This is a genomic window from Microbacterium sp. SORGH_AS_0888 (genome assembly GCF_030818905.1).
Lineage (GTDB): Bacteria > Actinomycetota > Actinomycetes > Actinomycetales > Microbacteriaceae > Microbacterium.
The window spans coordinates 634,583-654,396 of sequence record NZ_JAUTAZ010000001.1 but is presented as its reverse complement, the minus strand read 5'-3'; the positions used below and the strand labels follow the sequence as shown (position 1 = coordinate 654,396).

Annotated in this window: 17 protein-coding genes; all 17 read left to right on the top strand. The window is 71.6% G+C overall.

All coding sequences use genetic code 11. The features are described from left to right. Window positions 1-63: 63 nt before the first annotated feature. The 17 genes from metK to QE381_RS03115 all read left to right on the top strand — a co-directional run bounded on the left by metK (window position 64) and on the right by QE381_RS03115 (window position 19,806). Window positions 64-1,257: a methionine adenosyltransferase gene (gene metK, locus QE381_RS03195; protein ID WP_307215449.1), complete on the top strand. Its 1,194-nt coding sequence runs from the start codon at window positions 64-66 to the stop codon at window positions 1,255-1,257. A 7-nt stretch (window positions 1,258-1,264) separates the two neighbouring features. Beyond that, window positions 1,265-3,244, top strand: coding sequence for a primosomal protein N' (locus QE381_RS03190; protein ID WP_307215447.1), 1,980 nt, complete (start codon window positions 1,265-1,267; stop codon window positions 3,242-3,244). A 17-nt stretch (window positions 3,245-3,261) separates the two neighbouring features. After that, complete coding sequence (gene fmt / locus QE381_RS03185; protein ID WP_307215446.1) at window positions 3,262-4,182, top strand: methionyl-tRNA formyltransferase; 921 nt, start codon at window positions 3,262-3,264, stop codon at window positions 4,180-4,182. Continuing rightward, window positions 4,179-5,531 carry an RsmB/NOP family class I SAM-dependent RNA methyltransferase gene (locus QE381_RS03180; RefSeq protein WP_307215444.1) on the top strand — a complete coding sequence of 451 codons (1,353 nt, stop codon included), beginning with the start codon at window positions 4,179-4,181 and terminating at the stop codon, window positions 5,529-5,531. The genes fmt and QE381_RS03180 overlap by 4 nt, the downstream gene beginning before the upstream one ends. 30 nt (window positions 5,532-5,561) lie before the next feature. After that, the gene (gene rpe / locus QE381_RS03175; protein WP_307215442.1) at window positions 5,562-6,227 is read left to right on the top strand and encodes a ribulose-phosphate 3-epimerase; all 666 of its coding nucleotides are present in this window, start codon (window positions 5,562-5,564) and stop codon (window positions 6,225-6,227) included. A gap of 109 nt (window positions 6,228-6,336) precedes the next feature. Then, window positions 6,337-6,600, top strand: coding sequence for a phosphoribosyl-ATP diphosphatase (locus QE381_RS03170; RefSeq protein WP_307215440.1), 264 nt, complete (start codon window positions 6,337-6,339; stop codon window positions 6,598-6,600). A gap of 45 nt (window positions 6,601-6,645) precedes the next feature. Further along, window positions 6,646-7,488 carry an ATP phosphoribosyltransferase gene (hisG, locus tag QE381_RS03165; RefSeq protein WP_307215438.1) on the top strand — a complete coding sequence of 281 codons (843 nt, stop codon included), beginning with the start codon at window positions 6,646-6,648 and terminating at the stop codon, window positions 7,486-7,488. Beyond that, complete coding sequence (gene hisF / locus QE381_RS03160) at window positions 7,488-8,285, top strand: imidazole glycerol phosphate synthase subunit HisF (protein ID WP_307215436.1); 798 nt, start codon at window positions 7,488-7,490, stop codon at window positions 8,283-8,285. The genes hisG and hisF overlap by 1 nt, the downstream gene beginning before the upstream one ends. Beyond that, on the top strand, window positions 8,282-8,632 hold the full coding sequence (gene hisI, locus QE381_RS03155) for a phosphoribosyl-AMP cyclohydrolase (RefSeq protein ID WP_307215434.1): 351 nt from the start codon (window positions 8,282-8,284) through the stop codon (window positions 8,630-8,632). The genes hisF and hisI overlap by 4 nt, the downstream gene beginning before the upstream one ends. Next, the gene (locus tag QE381_RS03150) at window positions 8,629-9,234 is read left to right on the top strand and encodes a Trp biosynthesis-associated membrane protein (protein ID WP_307215432.1); all 606 of its coding nucleotides are present in this window, start codon (window positions 8,629-8,631) and stop codon (window positions 9,232-9,234) included. The genes hisI and QE381_RS03150 overlap by 4 nt, the downstream gene beginning before the upstream one ends. A 49-nt stretch (window positions 9,235-9,283) precedes the next feature. Then, window positions 9,284-9,514, top strand: coding sequence for a DUF6704 family protein (locus QE381_RS03145; protein ID WP_307215430.1), 231 nt, complete (start codon window positions 9,284-9,286; stop codon window positions 9,512-9,514). 2 nt (window positions 9,515-9,516) lie between these two features. Beyond that, window positions 9,517-10,293 carry an indole-3-glycerol phosphate synthase TrpC gene (gene trpC / locus QE381_RS03140; protein ID WP_307215428.1) on the top strand — a complete coding sequence of 259 codons (777 nt, stop codon included), beginning with the start codon at window positions 9,517-9,519 and terminating at the stop codon, window positions 10,291-10,293. Continuing rightward, window positions 10,290-11,498 (top strand): tryptophan synthase subunit beta, encoded by a 1,209-nt coding sequence (gene trpB, locus QE381_RS03135; RefSeq protein ID WP_307215427.1) that lies wholly within the window; start codon window positions 10,290-10,292, stop codon window positions 11,496-11,498. Before trpC ends, trpB begins: the two co-directional genes overlap by 4 nt. Further along, window positions 11,495-12,280, top strand: coding sequence for a tryptophan synthase subunit alpha (trpA, locus tag QE381_RS03130; RefSeq protein WP_307215426.1), 786 nt, complete (start codon window positions 11,495-11,497; stop codon window positions 12,278-12,280). The genes trpB and trpA overlap by 4 nt, the downstream gene beginning before the upstream one ends. Before the next feature lie 438 nt (window positions 12,281-12,718). Beyond that, window positions 12,719-13,711, top strand: coding sequence for a prolipoprotein diacylglyceryl transferase (gene lgt / locus QE381_RS03125; protein ID WP_307215424.1), 993 nt, complete (start codon window positions 12,719-12,721; stop codon window positions 13,709-13,711). Between the two features lie 52 nt (window positions 13,712-13,763). Further along, window positions 13,764-18,347: a glutamate synthase large subunit gene (gene gltB, locus QE381_RS03120; RefSeq protein WP_307215422.1), complete on the top strand. Its 4,584-nt coding sequence runs from the start codon at window positions 13,764-13,766 to the stop codon at window positions 18,345-18,347. Then, complete coding sequence (locus QE381_RS03115; RefSeq protein ID WP_307215420.1) at window positions 18,340-19,806, top strand: glutamate synthase subunit beta; 1,467 nt, start codon at window positions 18,340-18,342, stop codon at window positions 19,804-19,806. Before gltB ends, QE381_RS03115 begins: the two co-directional genes overlap by 8 nt. Window positions 19,807-19,814: the final 8 nt, after the last annotated feature.

Sequence of the window (19,814 nt, the reverse complement as noted above, 5' to 3'; positions counted from 1 at the left end):
CCCGGTGTCCGGGGCTGCGTCCATAATGATGGCTGAGCCCGCGATGCACCAGGAGATACACCGATGACCGAGTTGCGCCTGTTCACGTCCGAGTCCGTCACCGAGGGGCATCCCGACAAGATCTGCGATCAGATCTCGGACTCGATCCTCGACGCTCTGCTCGCGGTCGACCGCGACAGCCGTGTCGCGGTCGAGACGCTCGTGACGACGGGGCTCGTGCACGTCGCCGGCGAGGTGCGCACCTCGGGCTATGTCGACATCCCCACGATCGTCCGGCAGGTCGTCAACCGCATCGGCTACACCTCCAGCGACACCGGCTTCGACGGCGACTCGTGCGGGGTGAGCGTATCGATCGGTGAGCAGTCGACCGACATCGCCCACGGCGTCGACACGGCGCTGGAGCACCGCGAGGGCGCGTCGTCCGATCCGCACGACGCGCAGGGCGCGGGCGACCAGGGCATCATGTTCGGGTACGCCACGAACGAGACGCCGCAGCTCATGCCGACGGCGATCTGGGCCGCGCACCGCATCGCCGAGCGACTCACGGACGCGCGCCGCAGCGGAGCGCTGCCCTTCCTCCGGCCCGACGGCAAGACCCAGGTCACGCTCGGCTACGAGGGTCAGGTGCCGCGCACCGTCGAGACCGTCGTGCTGTCCACGCAGCACCACCCCGACATCTCGCAGGCGGCCCTGCGCGCCGCGGTGCAGGCGGAGGTCATCGACCCCGTCCTCGCCGAGACCGGTCTCGACGTCTCGAACGTCGAGTACTTCGTCAACCCCGCGGGCCCGTTCGTCACGGGCGGGCCGAAGGGCGACGCCGGGCTCACGGGGCGCAAGATCATCATCGACACCTACGGCGGGGCGGCTCGTCACGGCGGCGGCGCGTTCAGCGGAAAAGACCCGTCCAAGGTCGACCGGTCCGCGGCGTACGCGATGCGGTGGGTCGCCAAGAACGCCGTCGCCGCAGGCCTGTCCGACCGCCTCGAGGTCCAGGTCGCCTATGCGATCGGCAAAGCCAAGCCCGTGGGGCTGTACGTCGAGACGTTCGGCACGGGACACGTGTCCGACGAGCTGATCACGCGGGCGATCCTCGAGGTCTTCGACCTGCGACCGGCCGCGATCATCGAACAGCTCGACCTGCTGCGTCCGATCTACGCTCGCACGGCCGCCTACGGGCACTTCGGTCGCGAGCTGCCCGAGTTCACCTGGGAGCGGCTGGACCGCGTCGACGAGCTGCGCGCCGCCGCCGGGGTCTGAGCGGCCCGTGAGCGCCCGCCGCGTCGCGCGCGTGCTCATCGATTCGCCGCTGCCGCAGCTCGATCGGCTGTTCGACTACGACATCCCGCCCGAGCTGGTGGACGCCGCGGTTCCCGGCGTGCGGGTCAAGGTGCCGTTGCGCTCCCTCGGCCGCGTCGTCGACGGCTACCTCGTGGAGGTGGGCGAGGCAGCGGATGCGGAGCGTCCGCTGTCCGCGCTGGATGTCGTGGTGTCACCTGCCCGGGTGCTGCCGGAGCGGCTCTATCGTGTCGCGCGTCGCGTCGCCGACCGCGCGGCCGGCAGCGCGAGCGACGTCCTGCGGCTCGTCATCCCGCGCCGCATGGTGCGTGCCGAGAAGGCCTGGGCCGCAGCACCTGCGCCCGCGGCGCCCGAGGTCGCTCCCGAGACCCTCCGGTGGGCTCAGGAGGTCCTGGGCGCCTATCCCGGGCTCACATCGGCCTTGGCGGCGGGGGAGCGTCTCGCGGTCGACGCCCCGCCCCGCCCTCTCACCCTGCCGGACGGCACCGTCATCGGCGCATGGGCCGTGCTGCTGTGCGCCGCCGCGGTCTCGACTCTTGCGCAGGGCCACAGCGCCGTGCTGGTCGTGCCGGACCATCGTGACCAGGAGCAGCTGGCCGCCGCGCTGGCCGCGCACCTGCCCGGCGATGCGGTCGTGCGCGACGACGCGCGCAGGCCGGCACCCGCTCGCTACGCTGCCTACCTGCGCGTCCTGGCCGATGCGCCCTGCGTCGTGATCGGCAACCGTTCGGCCGTGTACTCGCCCGCGGCGCGGACGGGGCTGGTCGCGATCTGGAACGACGGGGATCCCCTTCTCGGCGAGCCGCTGAGTCCCGGGGTCCATGCGCGGGACGCGGCCCTCGTTCGGCAGGAGCTCGAGGGCGGTGCGCTCCTGTTCGCCGGGCACACCCGGACGACGGACGTCGAACGTCTCGTCGCCGTGGGCTGGGTGCGCGATGTGCCCGCCGTGCGACGGCAGAGCCCCCGAGTGGTGCTGAGCGCGCCCGCCGACGGACTCGCGCAGGCGCGTATTCCATCGCAGGCGTTCGCCGCCGTCCGGGAGGCGCTCACGACCGGTCCGGTACTGGTGCAGGTGGCGCGGCCGGGCTACGCACCCGTCGTGGTGTGCGCCGATTGCCGGCGACCGGCGCGATGCGTGCACTGCACGGGCCCTCTGCGCGTGCGCAGTGCGCGGCGGCTGCCGGAGTGCTCGTGGTGCGGGCGGGCGGCCACGGGCTGGCGCTGCGGGCACTGCGAGGGTTCCGGTCTGCGTCTGGCCTCGGCGGGCAGCGAGCGGACCGCGGACGAGCTCGGACGGGCGTTCCCGAACACGCGTGTGATCGTCGCGGACGCCGATCATCCCGTCACCCAGGTCGAGGGCCGACCCGCGCTCGTCGTCGCGACCCGCGGCGCCGAGCCGCTCGCCGACGGCGGGTACCGAGCCGTGCTGCTGCTCGACGGCGATCGGATGCTGCTGGCCGAAGACCTGCGCATCGGCGAGTTCTGCCTGCGCTGGTGGTCGGATGCGGCGGCTCTCGTCGCGCCCGGAGCGCCGGTGCACCTCGTCGGCGTGACGGGGCCGGTGGCCCGCGCGCTCGCGACCTGGACGCAGCCGGCCTATGCCCGGTCGGAGCTCGCCGAGCGGGCGCCGCTGAAGATGCCGCCGGCGGTGCGGGTCGCCTCGCTCGAGGGCTCGCCCGCGTCGGTCTCTCAGGCGCTCGAGACCCTTCGCGCGGAGGTGCCCGGCCTCGCGCCCGACGCCGTGATCGGTCCCGCCCGCCAGCCGGGAGAGGACCCGCCGCTCGACCGCGCCCTCGTGCGTTTCGAGTACGCGCAGGGTTCGGTGGTGTGCCGGTCGCTGCGCGCGAGCGTCGTCGCGGACGCCGTGCGGGGCCGCCGTCCCCGACGCGGCGGACCGGGTCGGCCTACACTCAGAGTGCGGGTCGACGTACCCGATCCCGACCTCTGATCCGGCCCAGGAGCTTCATGCGTCTCGTTTTCGCGGGCACCCCCGCGGCCGCCGTCCCGTCACTCGAGCGGCTCGCCGCATCCGGTCACGAGATCGCGCTCGTGGTGACGCGCACCGACGCACCGCTGGGTCGGAAGCGTGTGCTCACGCCGTCGCCGGTGGCGGCAGCGGCGGAGCGCCTGGGGCTGGAGGTGCTGCGCGCGGATCGTCTCGACGGCGCCGCGACGGCGCGCGTCGCCGCGCTCGAGCCCGACCTCGGCGTCATCGTCGCGTACGGCGGGCTCGTGCGGGAGCCGTTGCTGTCGACGCCGCACCACGGCTGGATCAACCTGCACTTCTCGCTCCTTCCGCGCTGGCGCGGTGCCGCCCCGGTGCAGCGCGCGCTGATCGCAGGCGATCGCGAGGTCGGAGCCGCCGTCTTCCGCCTCGTCCCGGAGCTCGACGCCGGCGACGTCTTCGCCCAGGAGCGCGTCCCGGTGCCTCCGCTCGCGACAGCCGGCAGCCTGCTCGACGAGCTCGCGGCGAGCGGCAGCGCGCTGCTCGCCGATGTCGTGGACGAGATCGGCGCGGGCACGGCGATCGCCCGGCCCCAGGTGGGGGAGCCCACCTACGCGGCCAAGCTGACGGTGGAGGACGGCCGCATCGACTGGAGCGCCGACGCGGACGCCGTGCTGGGCCGTCTGCGTGGCACGACGCCCGAGCCCGGTGCGTTCACGACGGTCGACGGCGCGCGTCTGAAGGTTCTGTCGGCGCATCGCGCGGATGCGGCCGTGGCGCTGCCTCCGGGGCGGATGGCCGCCGCGGGGCGCGAGGTGGTGGTCGGAACCGCCTCCGACCCCATCGCCCTCGACCGTGTACAGCCGGCGGGCAAGCAGCCGATGGCCGCCGGCGACTGGTGGCGCGGGCTGCGCGGCGGCGACCCGGTGGCGGGATCATGACGGGGCCGCGTCGCGTCGCCTATGACGTGCTGCGGGCCGTCCATGCGGACGACGCCTACGCGAACCTCCTCCTGCCGACGGCGATCGACCGTGCCGGGCTGCCACCGAAGGACGCCGCGCTGGCGACGGAGCTCGCCTACGGCACGCTTCGTCGAGAGGGCACCTACGATGCCGTCATCGCCGCGGCGTCGAACCGCGACATCGCCGCGATCGACCCCGAGGTGCTCGACGCCCTGCGACTGGGCGCGCACCAGATCCTCTCGACCCGCGTCGCCTCCCACGCGGCGGTCCACGAGACGGTCGATCTCGTCCGTCGCGTCGCCGGACCCGCGGCGACCGGCTTCGCGAACGCCGTGCTCCGGCGCATCGCGCGCGACACGCCGGGCGAGTGGATGTCGCGCATCGAGGCCGCGGCGCGCTCGGACGACGAGCGCATCGGCCTCGCCACGGCCCACCCGGTCTGGATCCTCCGCGCCTTCCGGCGCGCGCTGGCGGCGGAAGGGCGGGCCGACGAGCTCGACGACCTCCTGCGCGCCGACAATCTCGCACCCCAGGTGACCCTCGCGGTGCTGCCCGGTCTTGCCGAACGGCCGCACGACCTCGCGCCGACGCCCTATTCGCCGCTCGGCGCGCGTTCGCCCGGCGGCGATCCGGGCGAGCTCGTCCGGAGCGGCCGCATCCGGGTCCAGGACGAGGGATCACAGCTGGCGGCCCTCGCCCTGACCCGCGCCGTCCCGGTGAGCGCCGGGGAACGGTGGCTCGACCTCTGCGCCGGCCCGGGAGGCAAGACCGCGGTTCTCGCGGCCGAGGCGCTCGCGCACGGCGCGACGCTCGAGGCCAACGAGCCGGTGCCGGCACGGGCGGGCCTGGTGCGGCAGGCGCTGGCCGGCGTCCCGCTGGAGGTCGCTGTCAGCGAGGAGGACGGTCGCGTGCGCGCCGGGCGCGGCGGCTACGACCGCATCCTCGTCGACGCCCCGTGCACGGGGCTCGGGGCGCTCCGCCGACGCCCGGAGGCCCGCTGGCGCAAGCATCCGGGCGACGTGCCCGAGCTCAGCGCGCTGCAGGGCGAGCTCCTCTCGGCGGCACTCGCGGCGCTGAAGCCCGGCGGCGTCGTGGCGTACGTCACGTGTTCGCCTCACCTGGCGGAGACGGCGGCGGTGGTCGCCGACGCCCGGCGGGAGTGGGGCGAGCGCGTGGACGAGCTCGACACGAGAGCGGTGCTGCAACGCGTCTCGCGAACGCCGCTGGATCTGCCCGAGCCCGCCGACGGGTCCGGACGCGCCCAGTTGTGGCCGCACCGGCACGGGACGGACGCGATGTTCGTCGCCCTGCTGCGCCGGCGCGACTGAGCCCGGCTCGCCGGCCGCGATAATGGGGCGGTGAGTCAGCCCCGCATCAACCCCTCGATCCTCGCCGCCGACTTCGTCAACATGCAGTCCGAGCTCGCCCGCATCGCGGCGGCCGACTTCGTGCACGTCGACGTCATGGACAACCACTTCGTGCCGAATCTGACGTTCGGCCCGCAGATGGTCGAGCGGATCCAGCAGACCAGCCCGGTCCCGCTCGACGTGCACCTCATGATCGACGACCCGGACCGGTGGGCGCCGGGCTACGCCGAGCTGGGGGCCGCGAGCGTGACGTTCCACCTCGAGGCGGCGCGCGAGCCGCTCGCGCTGGCCCGACGGCTGCGCGAGATCGGCGCGCGTGCCGGTGTCGCCATCAAGCCGGGCACGCCGGCCGAGGCGTTGTACGACCTGCTGGGCGAGGTCGACCAGTTCCTCGTCATGACGGTGGAGCCGGGCTTCGGCGGGCAGTCGTTCATGCCGGAGACGATGCCCAAGCTCCGCGCGCTCGCGGCCGAGGCCCGCAGGCGCGGCACGGAGGTGTGGCTGCAGGTCGACGGGGGCATCTCGCTGTCCACGATCGGCCAGGCGGCCGAGGCGGGCGCCGACACGTTCGTCGCCGGGTCCGCGGTCTTCGGCGCCGAGGATCCCGAGCGCGCGATCACGGCCCTCCGCGACGCCGCCGCCACCCACCGCCACTGACCGCGAGACCAGTCCCGCGCGCCGAGACCGGCGGGTTACCCACTGGTCTCGGCGGCGCAGACTGGTCTCGCGGGTCCGGGAGCGTTCCGGGGGACGGTAACCTGGGTGGGTGAAGACGTTCGACACTCTGTTCGCTGAGCTGAGCGAGAAGGCGGCCACCCGTCCCGCCGGCTCCGGCACGGTGGCGGAGCTGGATGCCGGTGTGCACACGATCGGCAAGAAGATCGTCGAGGAGGCCGCCGAGGTGTGGATGGCGGCCGAGTACGAGCCGCTCGACGCCGCCGCCGAGGAGATCTCGCAGCTGCTCTACCACCTCCAGGTGCTCATGCTCGCGAAGGGCCTGAGCCTGGAGGACGTCTACCGACATCTGTGAGCGCGTCCCTCGACCCTCCGCTCTAGACCCGAAAGCTGCCGCACCATGCTGCGTATCGCTGTGCCGAACAAGGGATCACTGGCCGAGACGGCCGCCGAGATGCTCGCCGAGGCGGGCTACATCGGCCGCCGCGACCCCAAGGACCTGCACGTCATCGACCCCGTGAACGAGGTCGAGTTCTTCTACCTCCGCCCGAAGGACATCGCCACCTACGTCGGCTCGGGAGCCCTCGACGTCGGGATCACCGGTCGCGACCTGCTCCGGGACGCTCGGATGCCGGGGGCACGCGAGATCGAAGCGCTCGGCTTCGGCGGCTCCACCTTCCGCTTCGCCGGCCCTCCCGGCCGGTTCTCGGAGATCGCGGACCTCGAGGGCATGCGGGTGGCGACCGCCTATCCGGGCCTCGTGGACTCCTTCCTCGACGAGCTCGGCGTCGCGGTCGATCTCGTGCCCCTCGACGGCGCGGTGGAGTCGGCCGTGCAGCTGGGGGTCGCGGATGCGGTGGCCGACGTCGTGTCCACGGGAACGACGCTGCGGCAGGCCGGACTCGAGATCTTCGGACCGAAGCTCCTGGAGTCCGAGGCCGTCCTGATCACGGGCGCCGACGAGCCCGAGGGGCTGGACACGCTCCTGCGCCGCCTGCGCGGTGTGCTCGTCGCCCGTCGTTACGTGCTGATCGACTACGACCTGCCCGCCGACCTGGTCGAACAGGCGGTCGCGATCGCACCGGGGATCGAGTCGCCCACGATCTCGCCCCTGCGCGACCCCGCGTGGGTCGCGGTGCGGGTCATGGCGCCGCGCAGGACGGTGAACCAGGTGATGGACGATCTCTACGCGATCGGGGCCCGCGCCATCCTGGTCTCGGCGATCCACAACGCGAGGCTCTGATGAGCCTGGTGTGCCGGGTCATCCCGTGCCTCGATGTCGCCGCCGGACGCGTGGTCAAGGGCGTCAACTTCGAGAACCTGCGCGACATGGGGGATCCGGTCGAGCTCGCCCGGATGTACTTCGCGCAGGGCGCCGACGAGCTGACGTTCCTCGACGTGACCGCGACGGTCGATGAACGCGCGACGACGTACGACGTCGTGCGGCGCACCGCCGAGGAGGTCTTCATCCCGCTGACGGTCGGGGGAGGCGTGCGCAGTGCCGATGACGTCGCGCGGCTGCTCTCGGTCGGCGCCGACAAGGTCGGCGTGAACTCCGCCGCGATCGCCCGCCCGGCGCTCCTGGACGAGATCGCGGACCGCTTCGGCGCGCAGGTGCTCGTGCTCTCGCTCGACGTGAGGCGGGCCGAGGGCACGCCGTCGGGGTTCGTCGTGACGACCCACGGTGGACGCACACAGACCCAGCTCGACGCGCTCGCGTGGGCGCGCGAGGCGATTGATCGCGGTGCCGGCGAGCTGCTGGTGAACTCGATCGACGCCGACGGCACGAAGGACGGATTCGACCTGGAGCTGGTCGCGCTGATGCGCGAGATCTCGAGCGTCCCGGTGATCGCGTCCGGCGGAGCCGGTGCGGCGGAGCACTTCGCCCCCGCCATCCGCGCCGGCGCCGATGCCGTGCTCGCCGCGTCCGTCTTCCACTCCGGACAGCTCACGGTCGGTGACGTCAAACGGGCCATGACCGCGGAGGGCATCGCCGTGCGCGAGACCGCCACGAGTGACGAACGGAGCATGCTCTCATGAGCGAGAGCGTCGAGGAACGGATCGCCCGCGTCGCCTTCAACGCCGACGGTCTCGTGGCCGCCATCATCCAGCAGTGGGACTCGGGCGAGGTGCTCATGCTCGCGTGGATGGATGCGGAGGCCCTCCGCCGCACCCTCACGACCGGACGGGTCACGTTCTGGTCGCGCTCGCGGCAGGAGTACTGGCGCAAGGGCGACACGTCGGGCCACATCCAGCTCGTGAAGGGCGCGCGCCTGGACTGTGACGGCGACGCCGTGCTCATCACGGTCGAGCAGGTGGGCGCCGCCTGCCACACCGGCACCCGAACCTGCTTCGACTCCGACGACCTGGACCCGGTGCGCGCGTGATCCGTCGGGCCCGGCTGCTCTCCGTCGTGGCGATCCTGCTCGGCGGTGCGCTCGGCCTCATCTCGTCGACGCAGACGTGGATCCACGTCGCGCTGACCGACGGGGCGTCGGCGGACCTCACGGTGGCGGGCGCGGGGGCGATCCCCGTCCTCGCGCCGCTCAGCCTGGCGGTGCTGGCGCTCGGCCTCGCGCTCTCGATCGTCGGGCCGGTGCTGCGCTACGTCTTCGGCGTCATCAGCATCCTCGCCGGCGGCGCCCTCATCTGGGCGATCACGGCGATCCTGCTCGGTCCTCCGGTCTCGGCGATGGCCGCGGCCGTCACCCAGGCGACGGGGATCGCCGGCGGCACAGCGGTGGCGGCGCTGGTCGGCGGCACGACCCTGACCGCCTGGCCCGCCGTCGCGCTCCTCTCGTTCGTGCTCGTCACGGCGGCGGGTGCGTTCGTGATCGCGACCGCGCGGCGCTGGCAACGCGGCGGACGCCGGTACGAGGCGGCGCGCGCGGCACGGCGCGACGTCACTGCGGGTCCGCTCGACGCGATCGACTCCTGGGACGATCTGAGCCGGGGCGACGACCCCACGACGACCGGGACGGCCCGCTAGACTGGCCATCGGGGCGCGACAGCCGCGCGCCCGCATGCGAAGGAGACACATGAGCAACCCCATCGGCGACCCCGGACACGGACACTCGCCGGCGGCCTGGGCCGCCGTGATCATCATGCTCGTCGCGGTGTCGATCGGCACGCTCTTCTTCTTCCTCGATGTCCCCGCGATGGTCTGGGCCTCGGCCGTCCTGCTCGTTGTGGGCCTGATCGTCGGCTGGATCCTCTCGAAGGCCGGCTACGGCGTCAACGGCCCGAAGTACGCGCCGAAAGAGCATTGAGCATGCTCGCCGACCTCACGGCCGGCGCGGTGGAGGATGCGGAGTCCCGCGCCGAGCGGACCCCGTTGGCGGCGCTCGAGCGCGAGGCGCTCGCGCAGCCCGCCGCGCGCGACGCGCTTCTGGCGCTCGCTCCCGGCGACCGCGTGAAGATCATCGCCGAGGTGAAGCGCGCGAGCCCTTCCCGTGGCGACCTCGCCGACATCCCCGACCCGGCCCATCAGGCGCGCCAGTACGAGATCGGCGGCGCGAGCGCGATCTCGGTGCTCACCGAGCAGCGCCGTTTCAAGGGCAGCCTCGACGATCTGCGCGCTGTCCGCGCCGCGGTCGACATCCCGGTCCTGCGCAAGGACTTCATCGCGACCCCGTACCAGGTGGTCGAGGCGCGCGCCGCGGGCGCGGACATCGTGCTGCTGATCGTCGCTGCCCTCGACCAGCAGCGGCTGGTCGAGCTGCACGCACTCGTCCGCGAGTGGGGGATGACGCCGCTCGTGGAGGCGCACTCCGCGGAGGAGCTCGCGCGCGCCGCCGACCTCGGCGCTCAGCTGATCGGGATCAACGCCCGTGACCTCACGACGTTCGAGCTGGACCGTGACCTGTTCGGAAGGTTGGCGGGATCCTTTCCGGAAGGCGCCATCAAGGTGGCCGAGTCAGCCGTGCTCACCCCTGCGGACGTGGCGCACTACCGTTCCGCCGGCGCCGACGCCGTGCTCGTCGGCGAGGCGCTGGTCACGGGCGAGCCGGTGTCGACGCTCCGCTCATTCCTGGGAGAAGACGTATGAAGCTCCGTGAGGCCAAAGGCCCCTTCTTCGGCGAGTTCGGCGGGCGCTACATGCCCGAGTCGCTCATCGCCGCGATCGACGAGCTGACCGAGGTCTACGAGAAGGCGATCGTCGATCCGACGTTCAGCGCAGAGCTGGAGCGGTTGCTGCACTCCTATGCGGGTCGACCCTCGGCGCTCACCGAGGTGCCGCGCTTCGCCGCGCACGCCGGCGGCGGGCGGGTTTTCCTCAAGCGCGAGGATCTCAACCACACCGGCTCCCACAAGATCAACAACGTCCTCGGCCAGGCCTTGCTCACGCAGCGGCTCGGCAAGACGCGCGTCATCGCCGAGACCGGCGCCGGCCAGCACGGGGTGGCGACGGCGACCGCGGCGGCGCTGTTCGGTTTCGAGTGCGTCGTGTACATGGGCGAGGTCGACACCGAGCGTCAGGCGCTCAACGTCGCGCGCATGCGGCTGCTCGGCGCCGAGGTCATTCCCGTACGCACCGGCTCGCGCACGCTGAAGGACGCGATCAACGAGGCGTACCGCGACTGGGTCGCGAGCGTCGAGAACACGAACTACATCTTCGGGACGGCGGCGGGGCCGCATCCGTTCCCCGCCATGGTGCGCGACTTCCAGAAGATCATCGGCGAGGAGGCGCGCGCGCAGCTGCTCGATGAGGTCGGACGGCTCCCCGATGCGGTGTTCGCCTGCGTGGGCGGCGGCTCCAACGCGATCGGCATGTTCGATGCCTTCCTCGACGACGACGGCGTGAAGCTGTTCGGCGTCGAGGCGGCCGGCGACGGCGTCGACACCGAGAAGCACGCGGCATCCATCGAGCGCGGACGTCCCGGCGTCCTCCACGGCGCGAAGACGTTCGTGCTGCAGGACGAGGATGGGCAGACGATCGAGTCGCACTCGATCTCGGCGGGCCTGGACTACCCGGGAGTCGGCCCGGAGCACGCCTGGCTCGCCTCGATCGGACGGGCCGACTACATCCCCGCCACCGACGACGAGGCCATGCAGGCGCTGCGGCTGCTGAGCGAGACCGAGGGGATCATCCCGGCGATCGAGTCGGCGCATGCTCTCGCCGGTGCGTTGCGCGTGGGCCGGGAGCTCGGCCCGGACGCGTTGATCGTGGTGAGCCTGTCGGGCCGCGGCGACAAGGACATGGACACCGCCGCCCGCTACTTCCACCTCTACGACCAGGAGGCGCAGGCATGACCTCCCGTGTCGCCGCCGCGATCGACGCGGCGGCCGCCGAGGGGCGCGGCGCGTTCGTCGGCTACCTCCCGTTGGGCTACCCGGATCTGCGCACGAGCATCGAGGCCGCCGTCGCGCTGGCGGAGGCCGGTGCGGACGTCATCGAGCTCGGACCGCCCTACTCCGACCCGGTCATGGACGGTCCGCTCATCCAGGAGGCCACCCAGGCGGCGCTGGCGGCGGGATTCCGGCTGCGCGACCTGTTCCCGGCGGTCGCCGAGATCACCTCGCGCGTCGAGGTGCCGGTGCTCGTGATGACGTACTGGAACCCCGTGTTCCAGTACGGCGTCGATCGCTACGCCGACCAGCTCGCTGCCGCGGGCGGGGCCGGCCTCATCACGCCCGACATCACGCCGGAGGCGGCGGCGGACTGGATCGCGGCGAGCGAGCGCACCGGGCTCGACCGTGTCTTCCTCGCGGCGCCGACCTCGAGCGACGAGCGCCTGCGGCTCGTCGCGGAGAACTCGACCGGCTTCGTCTACACGGTCTCCACGATGGGCATCACGGGCGAGCGCTCCGAGTTGGACGCCGCCGCTCGCACGCTCGTCGGCCGGCTGCGCGAGCACGGCGCCGGGCACGCGTGCGTCGGCATCGGCATCTCGACCCCCGAGCAGGTGTCGACGACCGTCGGCTATGCGGACGGCGCGATCGTCGGCTCCGCGCTCGTGCGCGCCCTTCGCGACGGTGGGGTGGAGGGTCTGCGGACCGCCGCATCCGCTCTCGCCGCGGCTACGCGCCGCTGACTCTCGTCCCACGCTGCGTGCCGCCCCGGACCGTCGCACCGTCCGCCGTTCTCGGGTGCGCATAACTCAGGCAGAACGGTCCTGTGCCCGCGCCTCGGGCTTGTTCGACGCGGTTCTGCCTGAGTTATGCGCAGTGGCGCGCCGTGGGCATGGCGGAGGGTCGTGCGGTCGGGGGAGGCGGGCGTCGGGTCTGTCGGGAGCGCGCCGCAGGCCCGCGGGGGACTGTCTCGCCGACCCACACGCCGCGCGGCCGTCCGGGGTGGCCGCACCGTCCGCCGTTCTCGGGTGCGCACAACTCAGGCAGAACGGTCCTGTGCCCGCACCTCGGGCTTGTTCGACGCGGTTCTGCCTGAGTTATGCGCAGTGGCGCGATCCGCAGCCCGGACCGCGCAGGGCCCCCCACACGCCGACGGCGCTCGGGCAAGTAGACTCGCGGGCGTGACTTTTGCCGCGCCGCTGTTCGCCAGCATCCCGAGCCCCTCGATCAGCTACTTCGACATCGGGCCGCTGCGCATCCACTTCTACGCGCTGTGCATCATCGCCGGCATCATCGTCGCGGTGCTCTTGACGAACCACCGACTCGTGAAGCGGGGGGTGGAGCCGTGGGCCGTCATCGACATCGCGCTGCTCGCGGTTCCGCTCGCGCTGATCTGCGCCCGCGCCTACCACGTGCTGACCCACTGGGGCTTCTACTTCGGCGACGGCAAGAACACGTGGAACCCGTTCCAGCCGGGCTCGGTGTGGGCGATCTGGGAGGGCGGGATCGCGATCTACGGCGCCCTGATCGGCGGTGCGATCGGCGCGTACCTCGGCTGCCGCTGGACGGGGATCCGGTTCTGGACGTTCGCGGATGCGCTGGCTCCCGGCCTCATCATCGCCCAGGCGATGGGCCGGTTCGGCAACTACTTCAACCAGGAGCTGTTCGGCCTGCCCACGACGGGCTGGTGGGGGCTCCAGATCGACTCCGACAACTCCGCCTTCCCGCCGGGACTGCCCGCGGACACGCTCTTTCTGCCGACGTTCGCGTTCGAGGTGATCTGGAATCTCCTCGGAGCGGCGGTGATCCTGTGGGCGGGTCGTCGGCTCATGCTGCAGTGGGGTCGCACGTTCGGCCTGTACCTCGTCTGGTACAGCGCGGGTCGCATCCTGTGGGAGTCGATCCGGATCGATCCGAGCGACGTCTACCTCGGCCTGCGCACGAACGTCTGGGCGGCGATCCTCGGCGTGATCATCGGTCTCTCGATCCTGGTCGTGCAGAAGAAGCGGCATCCGGGGCTCGAGCCCTCGCCGTATCGCCCGGGTCGGGAGTGGAAGGGCAAAGCGCCTGTACAATCGCAAGATACGGACGACTTCGTTGACGTGAGCGAACCACCTGCGACCGAAGTCTCCGCACCCGACGGCGCTGCCACAAGCTCTGCCACAGCGAACTAAGTCCCGGGCCGATGTCGTCCCAGCATCAATCATCAATGTGAGGACGGTAGGTATGGCATCGAGCCCCCGTCACAGTGCCGAGAGCGCTTTCGGCTCCTTCCCCGAGCGTCAGGGCATGTACAACCCTGCGTTCGAGAAGGACGCCTGCGGTCTCGCGATGGTCGCGACGCTGCGCGGCGAGCCCGGCCACGACATCATCGATCTGGCACTCACCGCGCTGCGCAACCTCGAGCACCGCGGTGCGATCGGGTCGGACGCGGGCACCGGCGACGGCGCCGGCATCCTGACCCAGATGCCGGATGCCTTCCTGCGCGCCGTTGTCGACTTCGACCTGCCGCCGGTGGGGGAGTACGCGGCCGGTCTCGCCTTCCTGCCGCGTGACGCGGACGAGCGTGCCGCGCAGAAGCGGAGGATCGAAGAGATCGCCGCCAGCGAGAACGTGGTCGTGCTCGGATGGCGCGAGGTCCCCACGGCCGAGGACAACCTCGGAAAGCTGGCGTTCGAGGCCCGGCCCGCGTTCGAGCAGCTGTTCGTGTCGCGGCCTGCCGTCGGAGACGCCGAGGCGCTCTCGGGGATCGCGCTCGACCGTCGCGTGTACCGCCTGCGCAAGCGTGCGCGGCGCGAGGCGGGGGCGTACTTCGTGTCGCTGTCCTCCCGCACCCTCGGGTACAAGGGCATGGTCACGACGCTGCAGCTCGAGCCGTTCTACCCCGACCTGCAGGACGAGCGGTTCGCCTCCGAGCTCGCAGTCGTGCACTCGCGGTACTCGACGAACACGTTCCCGTCCTGGCCGCTCGCCCAGCCGCTGCGCATGCTCGCGCACAACGGTGAGATCAACACCGTCAACGGCAACCGCAACTGGATGCGTGCGCGGCAGTCGCAGCTCGAGTCGGAGCTGCTCGGCGACATCCGTCCGCTGCTGCCGATCTGCACCGAGGGGGCGAGCGACTCGGCGTCATTCGACGAGGTGCTGGAGCTCCTCACGCTGACGGGGCGGAGTCTTCCGCACGCCGTCATGATGATGGTGCCCGAGGCCTACGAGAAGCAGCCCGACCTGGACCCCGACCTGCGCGCCTTCTACGAGTACCACTCGATGCAGATGGAGCAGTGGGACGGCCCGGCCGCCCTCATCTTCACCGACGGCACGGTCGTCGGCTCGACCCTCGACCGCAACGGCCTGCGTCCGGGACGCTGGACCGAGACGACCGATGGCCTGGTCGTCATCGGCAGCGAGACGGGCGTGCTCGACTTCGCGCCCGAGCGCATCAAGCGCCGCGGCCGCCTGCAGCCCGGGCGCATGTTCCTGGTGGACACGGCGCAGGGCCGGATCATCGAGGACGAGGAGATCAAGGCCGAGCTCGCCCACCTGCATCCGTGGCAGGAGTGGCTGGACGCCGGTCGCGTGCGCCTGGCGGACCTTCCCGAGCGGGAGCACATCGTGCACCCGATCGCGTCGATCACGCGGCGTCAGCGCACCTTCGGATACACCGAGGAAGAGGTGCGGATCCTCCTGACCCCGATGGGCCAGAACGGTGCGGAGCCGCTGGGAGCGATGGGCAGCGACACGCCCGTCGCGGTGCTGAGCGATCGTCCCCGGCTGCTCTTCGACTACTTCGTCCAGCAGTTCGCGCAGGTCACGAACCCGCCGCTCGACTCGATCCGCGAAGAGGTCGTGACCTCCCTCTCGCTCGGTCTCGGGCCGGAGCCGAACCTGCTGAGCTGGGGGCCCGACCACGCCCGTGCCGTCACGCTCGACTTCCCGGTCATCAACAACGACGAGCTCGCGAAGATCCAGCACATCGACACGGCGGTGCCCGGACGCAGCTCCGTGACCGTCCGCGGCCTGTACCGCGTCGAGGCCGGCCACAAGGGCATGCAGAAGCGCCTGGCGCAGATGTGCGCCGAGGTCGACCACGCGATCGAGGACGGCGCCGAGTTCATCGTGCTGAGCGACCGCGACTCGAACAAGGACCTCGCGCCGATCCCGTCGCTGCTCATGCTGTCGGCGGTCCATCACCACCTCATCCGCAACGAGACCCGCATGAAGGTCGGGCTCGTCGTGGAGGCGGGCGACGTGCGCGAGGTGCACCATGTCGCAACCCTCGTGGGCTACGGCGCGTCCGCGGTGAACCCGTACCTGGCGATGGAGACGGTGGAGTACCTGGTCCGCGCCGGCTTCATCACCGGCATCTCGCCGGAGAAGGCCGTCAAGAACCTGATCTACGCGCTCGGCAAGGGCGTGCTGAAGATCATGTCCAAGATGGGCATCTCGACGATCTCGTCCTATGCGGGCGCGCAGGCGTTCGAGGCGGTCGGCCTGAGCCAGGAGCTCGTCGACGCCTACTTCACGGGCACGGAGACCAAGCTCGGCGGCATCGGACTCGATGTGATCGCGTCCGAGAACGCGGCGCGTCACGCCTTCGCCTACCCGGAGGATGCGGCTGCCCGCGCCCACGAGCGGCTCTGGACCGGGGGCGAGTATCAGTGGCGCCGAGACGGTGCACCGCACCTGTTCAACCCGGACACCGTGTTCCGGCTGCAGCACTCGACGCGCACGCGCCGCTACGACATCTTCCGCGAGTACACGAAGCTCGTGGACGACCAGGCGGCCGAGCTCAAGACGCTGCGCGGCCTGTTCCAGCTGCGCACCGGCGAGCGTCCGCGCGTGCCGATCGACGAGGTCGAGTCGGTCGCCTCGATCGTCCGGCGCTTCTCGACGGGCGCGATGAGCTACGGCTCGATCTCGCGCGAGGCGCACGAGACGCTCGCGATCGCGATGAACCGGATCGGCGGCAAGTCGAACACGGGCGAGGGCGGCGAGGATGTCGAGCGCCTGCTCGACCCTGAGCGTCGCAGTGCGATCAAGCAGGTGGCATCGGGCCGCTTCGGCGTCACGAGCCTCTACCTCACCGAGGCCGACGACATCCAGATCAAGCTCGCGCAGGGCGCCAAGCCGGGCGAGGGCGGCCAGCTGCCGCCCACGAAGGTGTATCCGTGGGTGGCGCGGACGCGTCACGCGACCGCGGGTGTGGGCCTCATCTCGCCCCCGCCGCACCACGACATCTACTCGATCGAGGACCTCAAGCAGCTCATCTTCGACCTGAAGCGGGCCAACCCCGAGGCGCGCGTGCACGTGAAGCTCGTCAGCCAGTCCGGGATCGGCGCGGTCGCCGCGGGAACCGCGAAGGCGCTGGCCGACGTGATCCTCGTGTCCGGCCACGACGGCGGCACCGGCGCGAGCCCGGTGAACTCGCTCAAGCACGCGGGAACGCCGTGGGAGCTGGGCCTCGCCGAGACGCAGCAGACGCTCATGCTCAACGGCATGCGCGACCGCGTCGTCGTGCAGGTCGACGGCCAGCTCAAGACGGGACGCGACGTGATCATCGGCGCACTCCTGGGCGCCGAGGAGTTCGGCTTCGCGACCGCTCCGCTGGTGGTGTCCGGCTGCATCATGATGCGTGTGTGCCACCTCGACACGTGCCCGGTCGGCGTCGCGACGCAGAACCCCGTGCTGCGCGAGCGCTTCACCGGCAAGCCGGAGTTCGTCGTGAACTTCATGGAGTTCATCGCCGAGGAGGTCCGGGAGTACCTGTCGGAGCTCGGGTTCCGCTCGCTCGACGAGGCCATCGGCCACAGCGAGCTGTTGGACGTCGACCGCGCCGTGCGGCACTGGAAGGCGAGCGGGCTCGACCTCTCGCCCGTGCTGGAAGGGCCGCGGTTCGCGGACGACGAGCCGCGTCGCAACCTGCGTCATCAGGAGCACGAGCTCGACGAGCACTTCGACGTGCAGCTGATCGAGCGGGCTCAGGACGTGATCGCGCACGGCGGGCAGATCCGCATCGACCTGCCGGTGCGCAACACGGCGCGCGCGGTCGGGACGATGCTCGGTCACCACGTGACCAAGGCGCACGGCGAGAACGGGCTGCCGTCCGGATCGATCGAGGTCAACCTGTCCGGCTCGGCCGGTCAGTCCTTCGGCGCGTTCATGCCCGCCGGGATCACGCTCCGGCTGGAGGGCGACTCGAACGACTACGTCGGCAAGGGCCTCTCCGGCGGCCAGATCGTCGTGCGGCCTCCGAAGGGCGCGGGCTTCGACGCGGCGCGCAACGTGATCGCGGGCAACGTGATCGGCTACGGTGCGACGCAGGGCACGATGTTCCTGCGGGGCATGGTGGGCGAGCGTTTCCTCGTGCGCAACTCCGGGGCGACCGCGGTCGTCGAGGGCGTGGGCGACCACGCGCTCGAGTACATGACCGGCGGTTTGGCGGTCATCCTCGGACGCACGGGGCGCAACCTCGGCGCGGGGATGTCGGGCGGCATGGCATACGTCTACCGGCTCGACCCCGCGCAGGTGAACCGCGAGGCGCTGAGCAGCGGTGAGCTGTCGCTGGGCGAGCTGGGCTCCGGCGACGCCGAGATGCTGCACGACCTGCTCACGCGCCACGAGGCCGAGACGGGCTCGACCCTCGCGGCTGCACTCCTCGACGACTTCGAGGAGGAAGTGAAGAATTTCGTCCGGGTCCTGCCGCGCGACTACGCCGCGGTGCTGCAGACCCGGGAGGCGGCACTGGCCGAGGGGCTCGACCCCGACGGCGACGTCGTCTGGAACCGCATCCTGGAGGTGACGGGTGGCTGATCCCAAAGGCTTTCTGAAGGTCACCGAGCGCGAGCTGCCCCCGCGGCGGCCGGTGCCGGTCCGCATCCTCGACTGGAAAGAGGTGTACGAGCCGGGTGACTCGGCGGTGCTCCGTCGCCAGGCGGGTCGCTGCATGGACTGCGGCATCCCGTTCTGTCACAAGGGATGTCCGCTGGGCAACCTCATCCCGGAGTGGAACGACCTGACCTGGCGCGGCGAGGGTCGCTCGGCGTCCGAGCGTCTGCACGCGACGAACAACTTCCCGGAGTTCACGGGACGGCTGTGCCCGGCGCCGTGCGAGAGCTCGTGCGTCCTCGGCATCAACCAGCCCGCCGTGACCATCAAGCAGATCGAGGTGTCGATCGTCGACGAGGCGTTCGGCAACGGCTGGATCGAGCCCGAGCCGCCGGCCCGGCTGACGGGCAAGACCGTCGCGGTCGTGGGATCGGGTCCCGCCGGGCTCGCCGCCGCGCAGCAGCTGACGCGCGCCGGCCACACGGTCGCCGTGTTCGAGCGCGACGACCGCATCGGCGGGCTGCTGCGATACGGCATCCCCGACTTCAAGATGGAGAAGCGTCACATCGAGTCGCGGCTGCGGCAGATGCAGGACGAGGGCACGCGCTTCCGCGCGGGCGTCGAGATCGGCGTCGACATCTCCTGGAGCGACCTGCGCAACCGTTACGACGCGGTCGTGATCGCGACCGGTTCCACGGTTCCCCGCGAGCTGTCGATCCCCGGACGCGACCTGGACGGCGTGCACGTGGCGATGGAGTACCTCGTCGAGTCCAACAAGGCGATCGCCGGCGACCAGGTGCCTCACCAGATCACGGCCGAGGGCAAGCACGTCGTCGTGATCGGCGGCGGCGACACCGGTGCCGACTGCATCGGCACGGCGCACCGGCAGGGGGCGCTGAGCGTCACGAACCTCGCGATCGGCAAGCAGCCGCCCGCCAGCCGCACGGACGAGCAGCCCTGGCCCATGATGCCGACGATCTTCGAGGTGCAGTCCGCGCATGAGGAGGGCGGCGAGCGGGTGTACCTCGCCTCGACCGTCGAGTTCCTCGCGAACGACGCCGGCGAGGTCCGCGCGCTGCGCGTGGCCGAGACGGAGTTCGTCGACGGCCGCCGCGTGCCCAAGAGCGGCACCGAGCGCGAGATCCCCGCGGACCTCGTTCTGATCGCGATGGGCTTCACCGGCCCCGAGCGGGGAACCCTCGAGGCGCAGCTCGGCGCCCAGTTCACGGGTCGTGGCAACGTCGAGCGCGATTCCGAGTACCAGACGACCGCGCCGGGCGTCTTCGTCGCCGGCGACGCGGGGCGCGGGCAGTCGCTCATCGTGTGGGCGATCGCCGAGGGACGTGCCGCTGCGGCCTCCGTCGACCGCTATCTGATGGGCGAGACCCAGCTCCCGTCGCCGGTGCGGCCGACCGATGTCGCCATCGGACTGCAGCCCGCGTAGTCTGGAAT

What these genes read in the sequence shown, in the direction of transcription:
- metK (WP_307215449.1), top strand. Translation starts at nt 64, where the DNA reads ATGACCGAGTTGCGCCTGTTCACGTCCGAGTCCGTCACCGAGGGGCAT.
- fmt (WP_307215446.1), top strand. Translation starts at nt 3,262, where the DNA reads ATGCGTCTCGTTTTCGCGGGCACCCCCGCGGCCGCCGTCCCGTCACTC.
- QE381_RS03180 (WP_307215444.1), top strand. Translation starts at nt 4,179, where the DNA reads ATGACGGGGCCGCGTCGCGTCGCCTATGACGTGCTGCGGGCCGTCCAT.
- hisG (WP_307215438.1), top strand. Translation starts at nt 6,646, where the DNA reads ATGCTGCGTATCGCTGTGCCGAACAAGGGATCACTGGCCGAGACGGCC.
- hisF (WP_307215436.1), top strand. Translation starts at nt 7,488, where the DNA reads ATGAGCCTGGTGTGCCGGGTCATCCCGTGCCTCGATGTCGCCGCCGGA.
- hisI (WP_307215434.1), top strand. Translation starts at nt 8,282, where the DNA reads ATGAGCGAGAGCGTCGAGGAACGGATCGCCCGCGTCGCCTTCAACGCC.
- QE381_RS03145 (WP_307215430.1), top strand. Translation starts at nt 9,284, where the DNA reads ATGAGCAACCCCATCGGCGACCCCGGACACGGACACTCGCCGGCGGCC.
- trpC (WP_307215428.1), top strand. Translation starts at nt 9,517, where the DNA reads ATGCTCGCCGACCTCACGGCCGGCGCGGTGGAGGATGCGGAGTCCCGC.
- trpB (WP_307215427.1), top strand. Translation starts at nt 10,290, where the DNA reads ATGAAGCTCCGTGAGGCCAAAGGCCCCTTCTTCGGCGAGTTCGGCGGG.
- trpA (WP_307215426.1), top strand. Translation starts at nt 11,495, where the DNA reads ATGACCTCCCGTGTCGCCGCCGCGATCGACGCGGCGGCCGCCGAGGGG.
- gltB (WP_307215422.1), top strand. Translation starts at nt 13,764, where the DNA reads ATGGCATCGAGCCCCCGTCACAGTGCCGAGAGCGCTTTCGGCTCCTTC.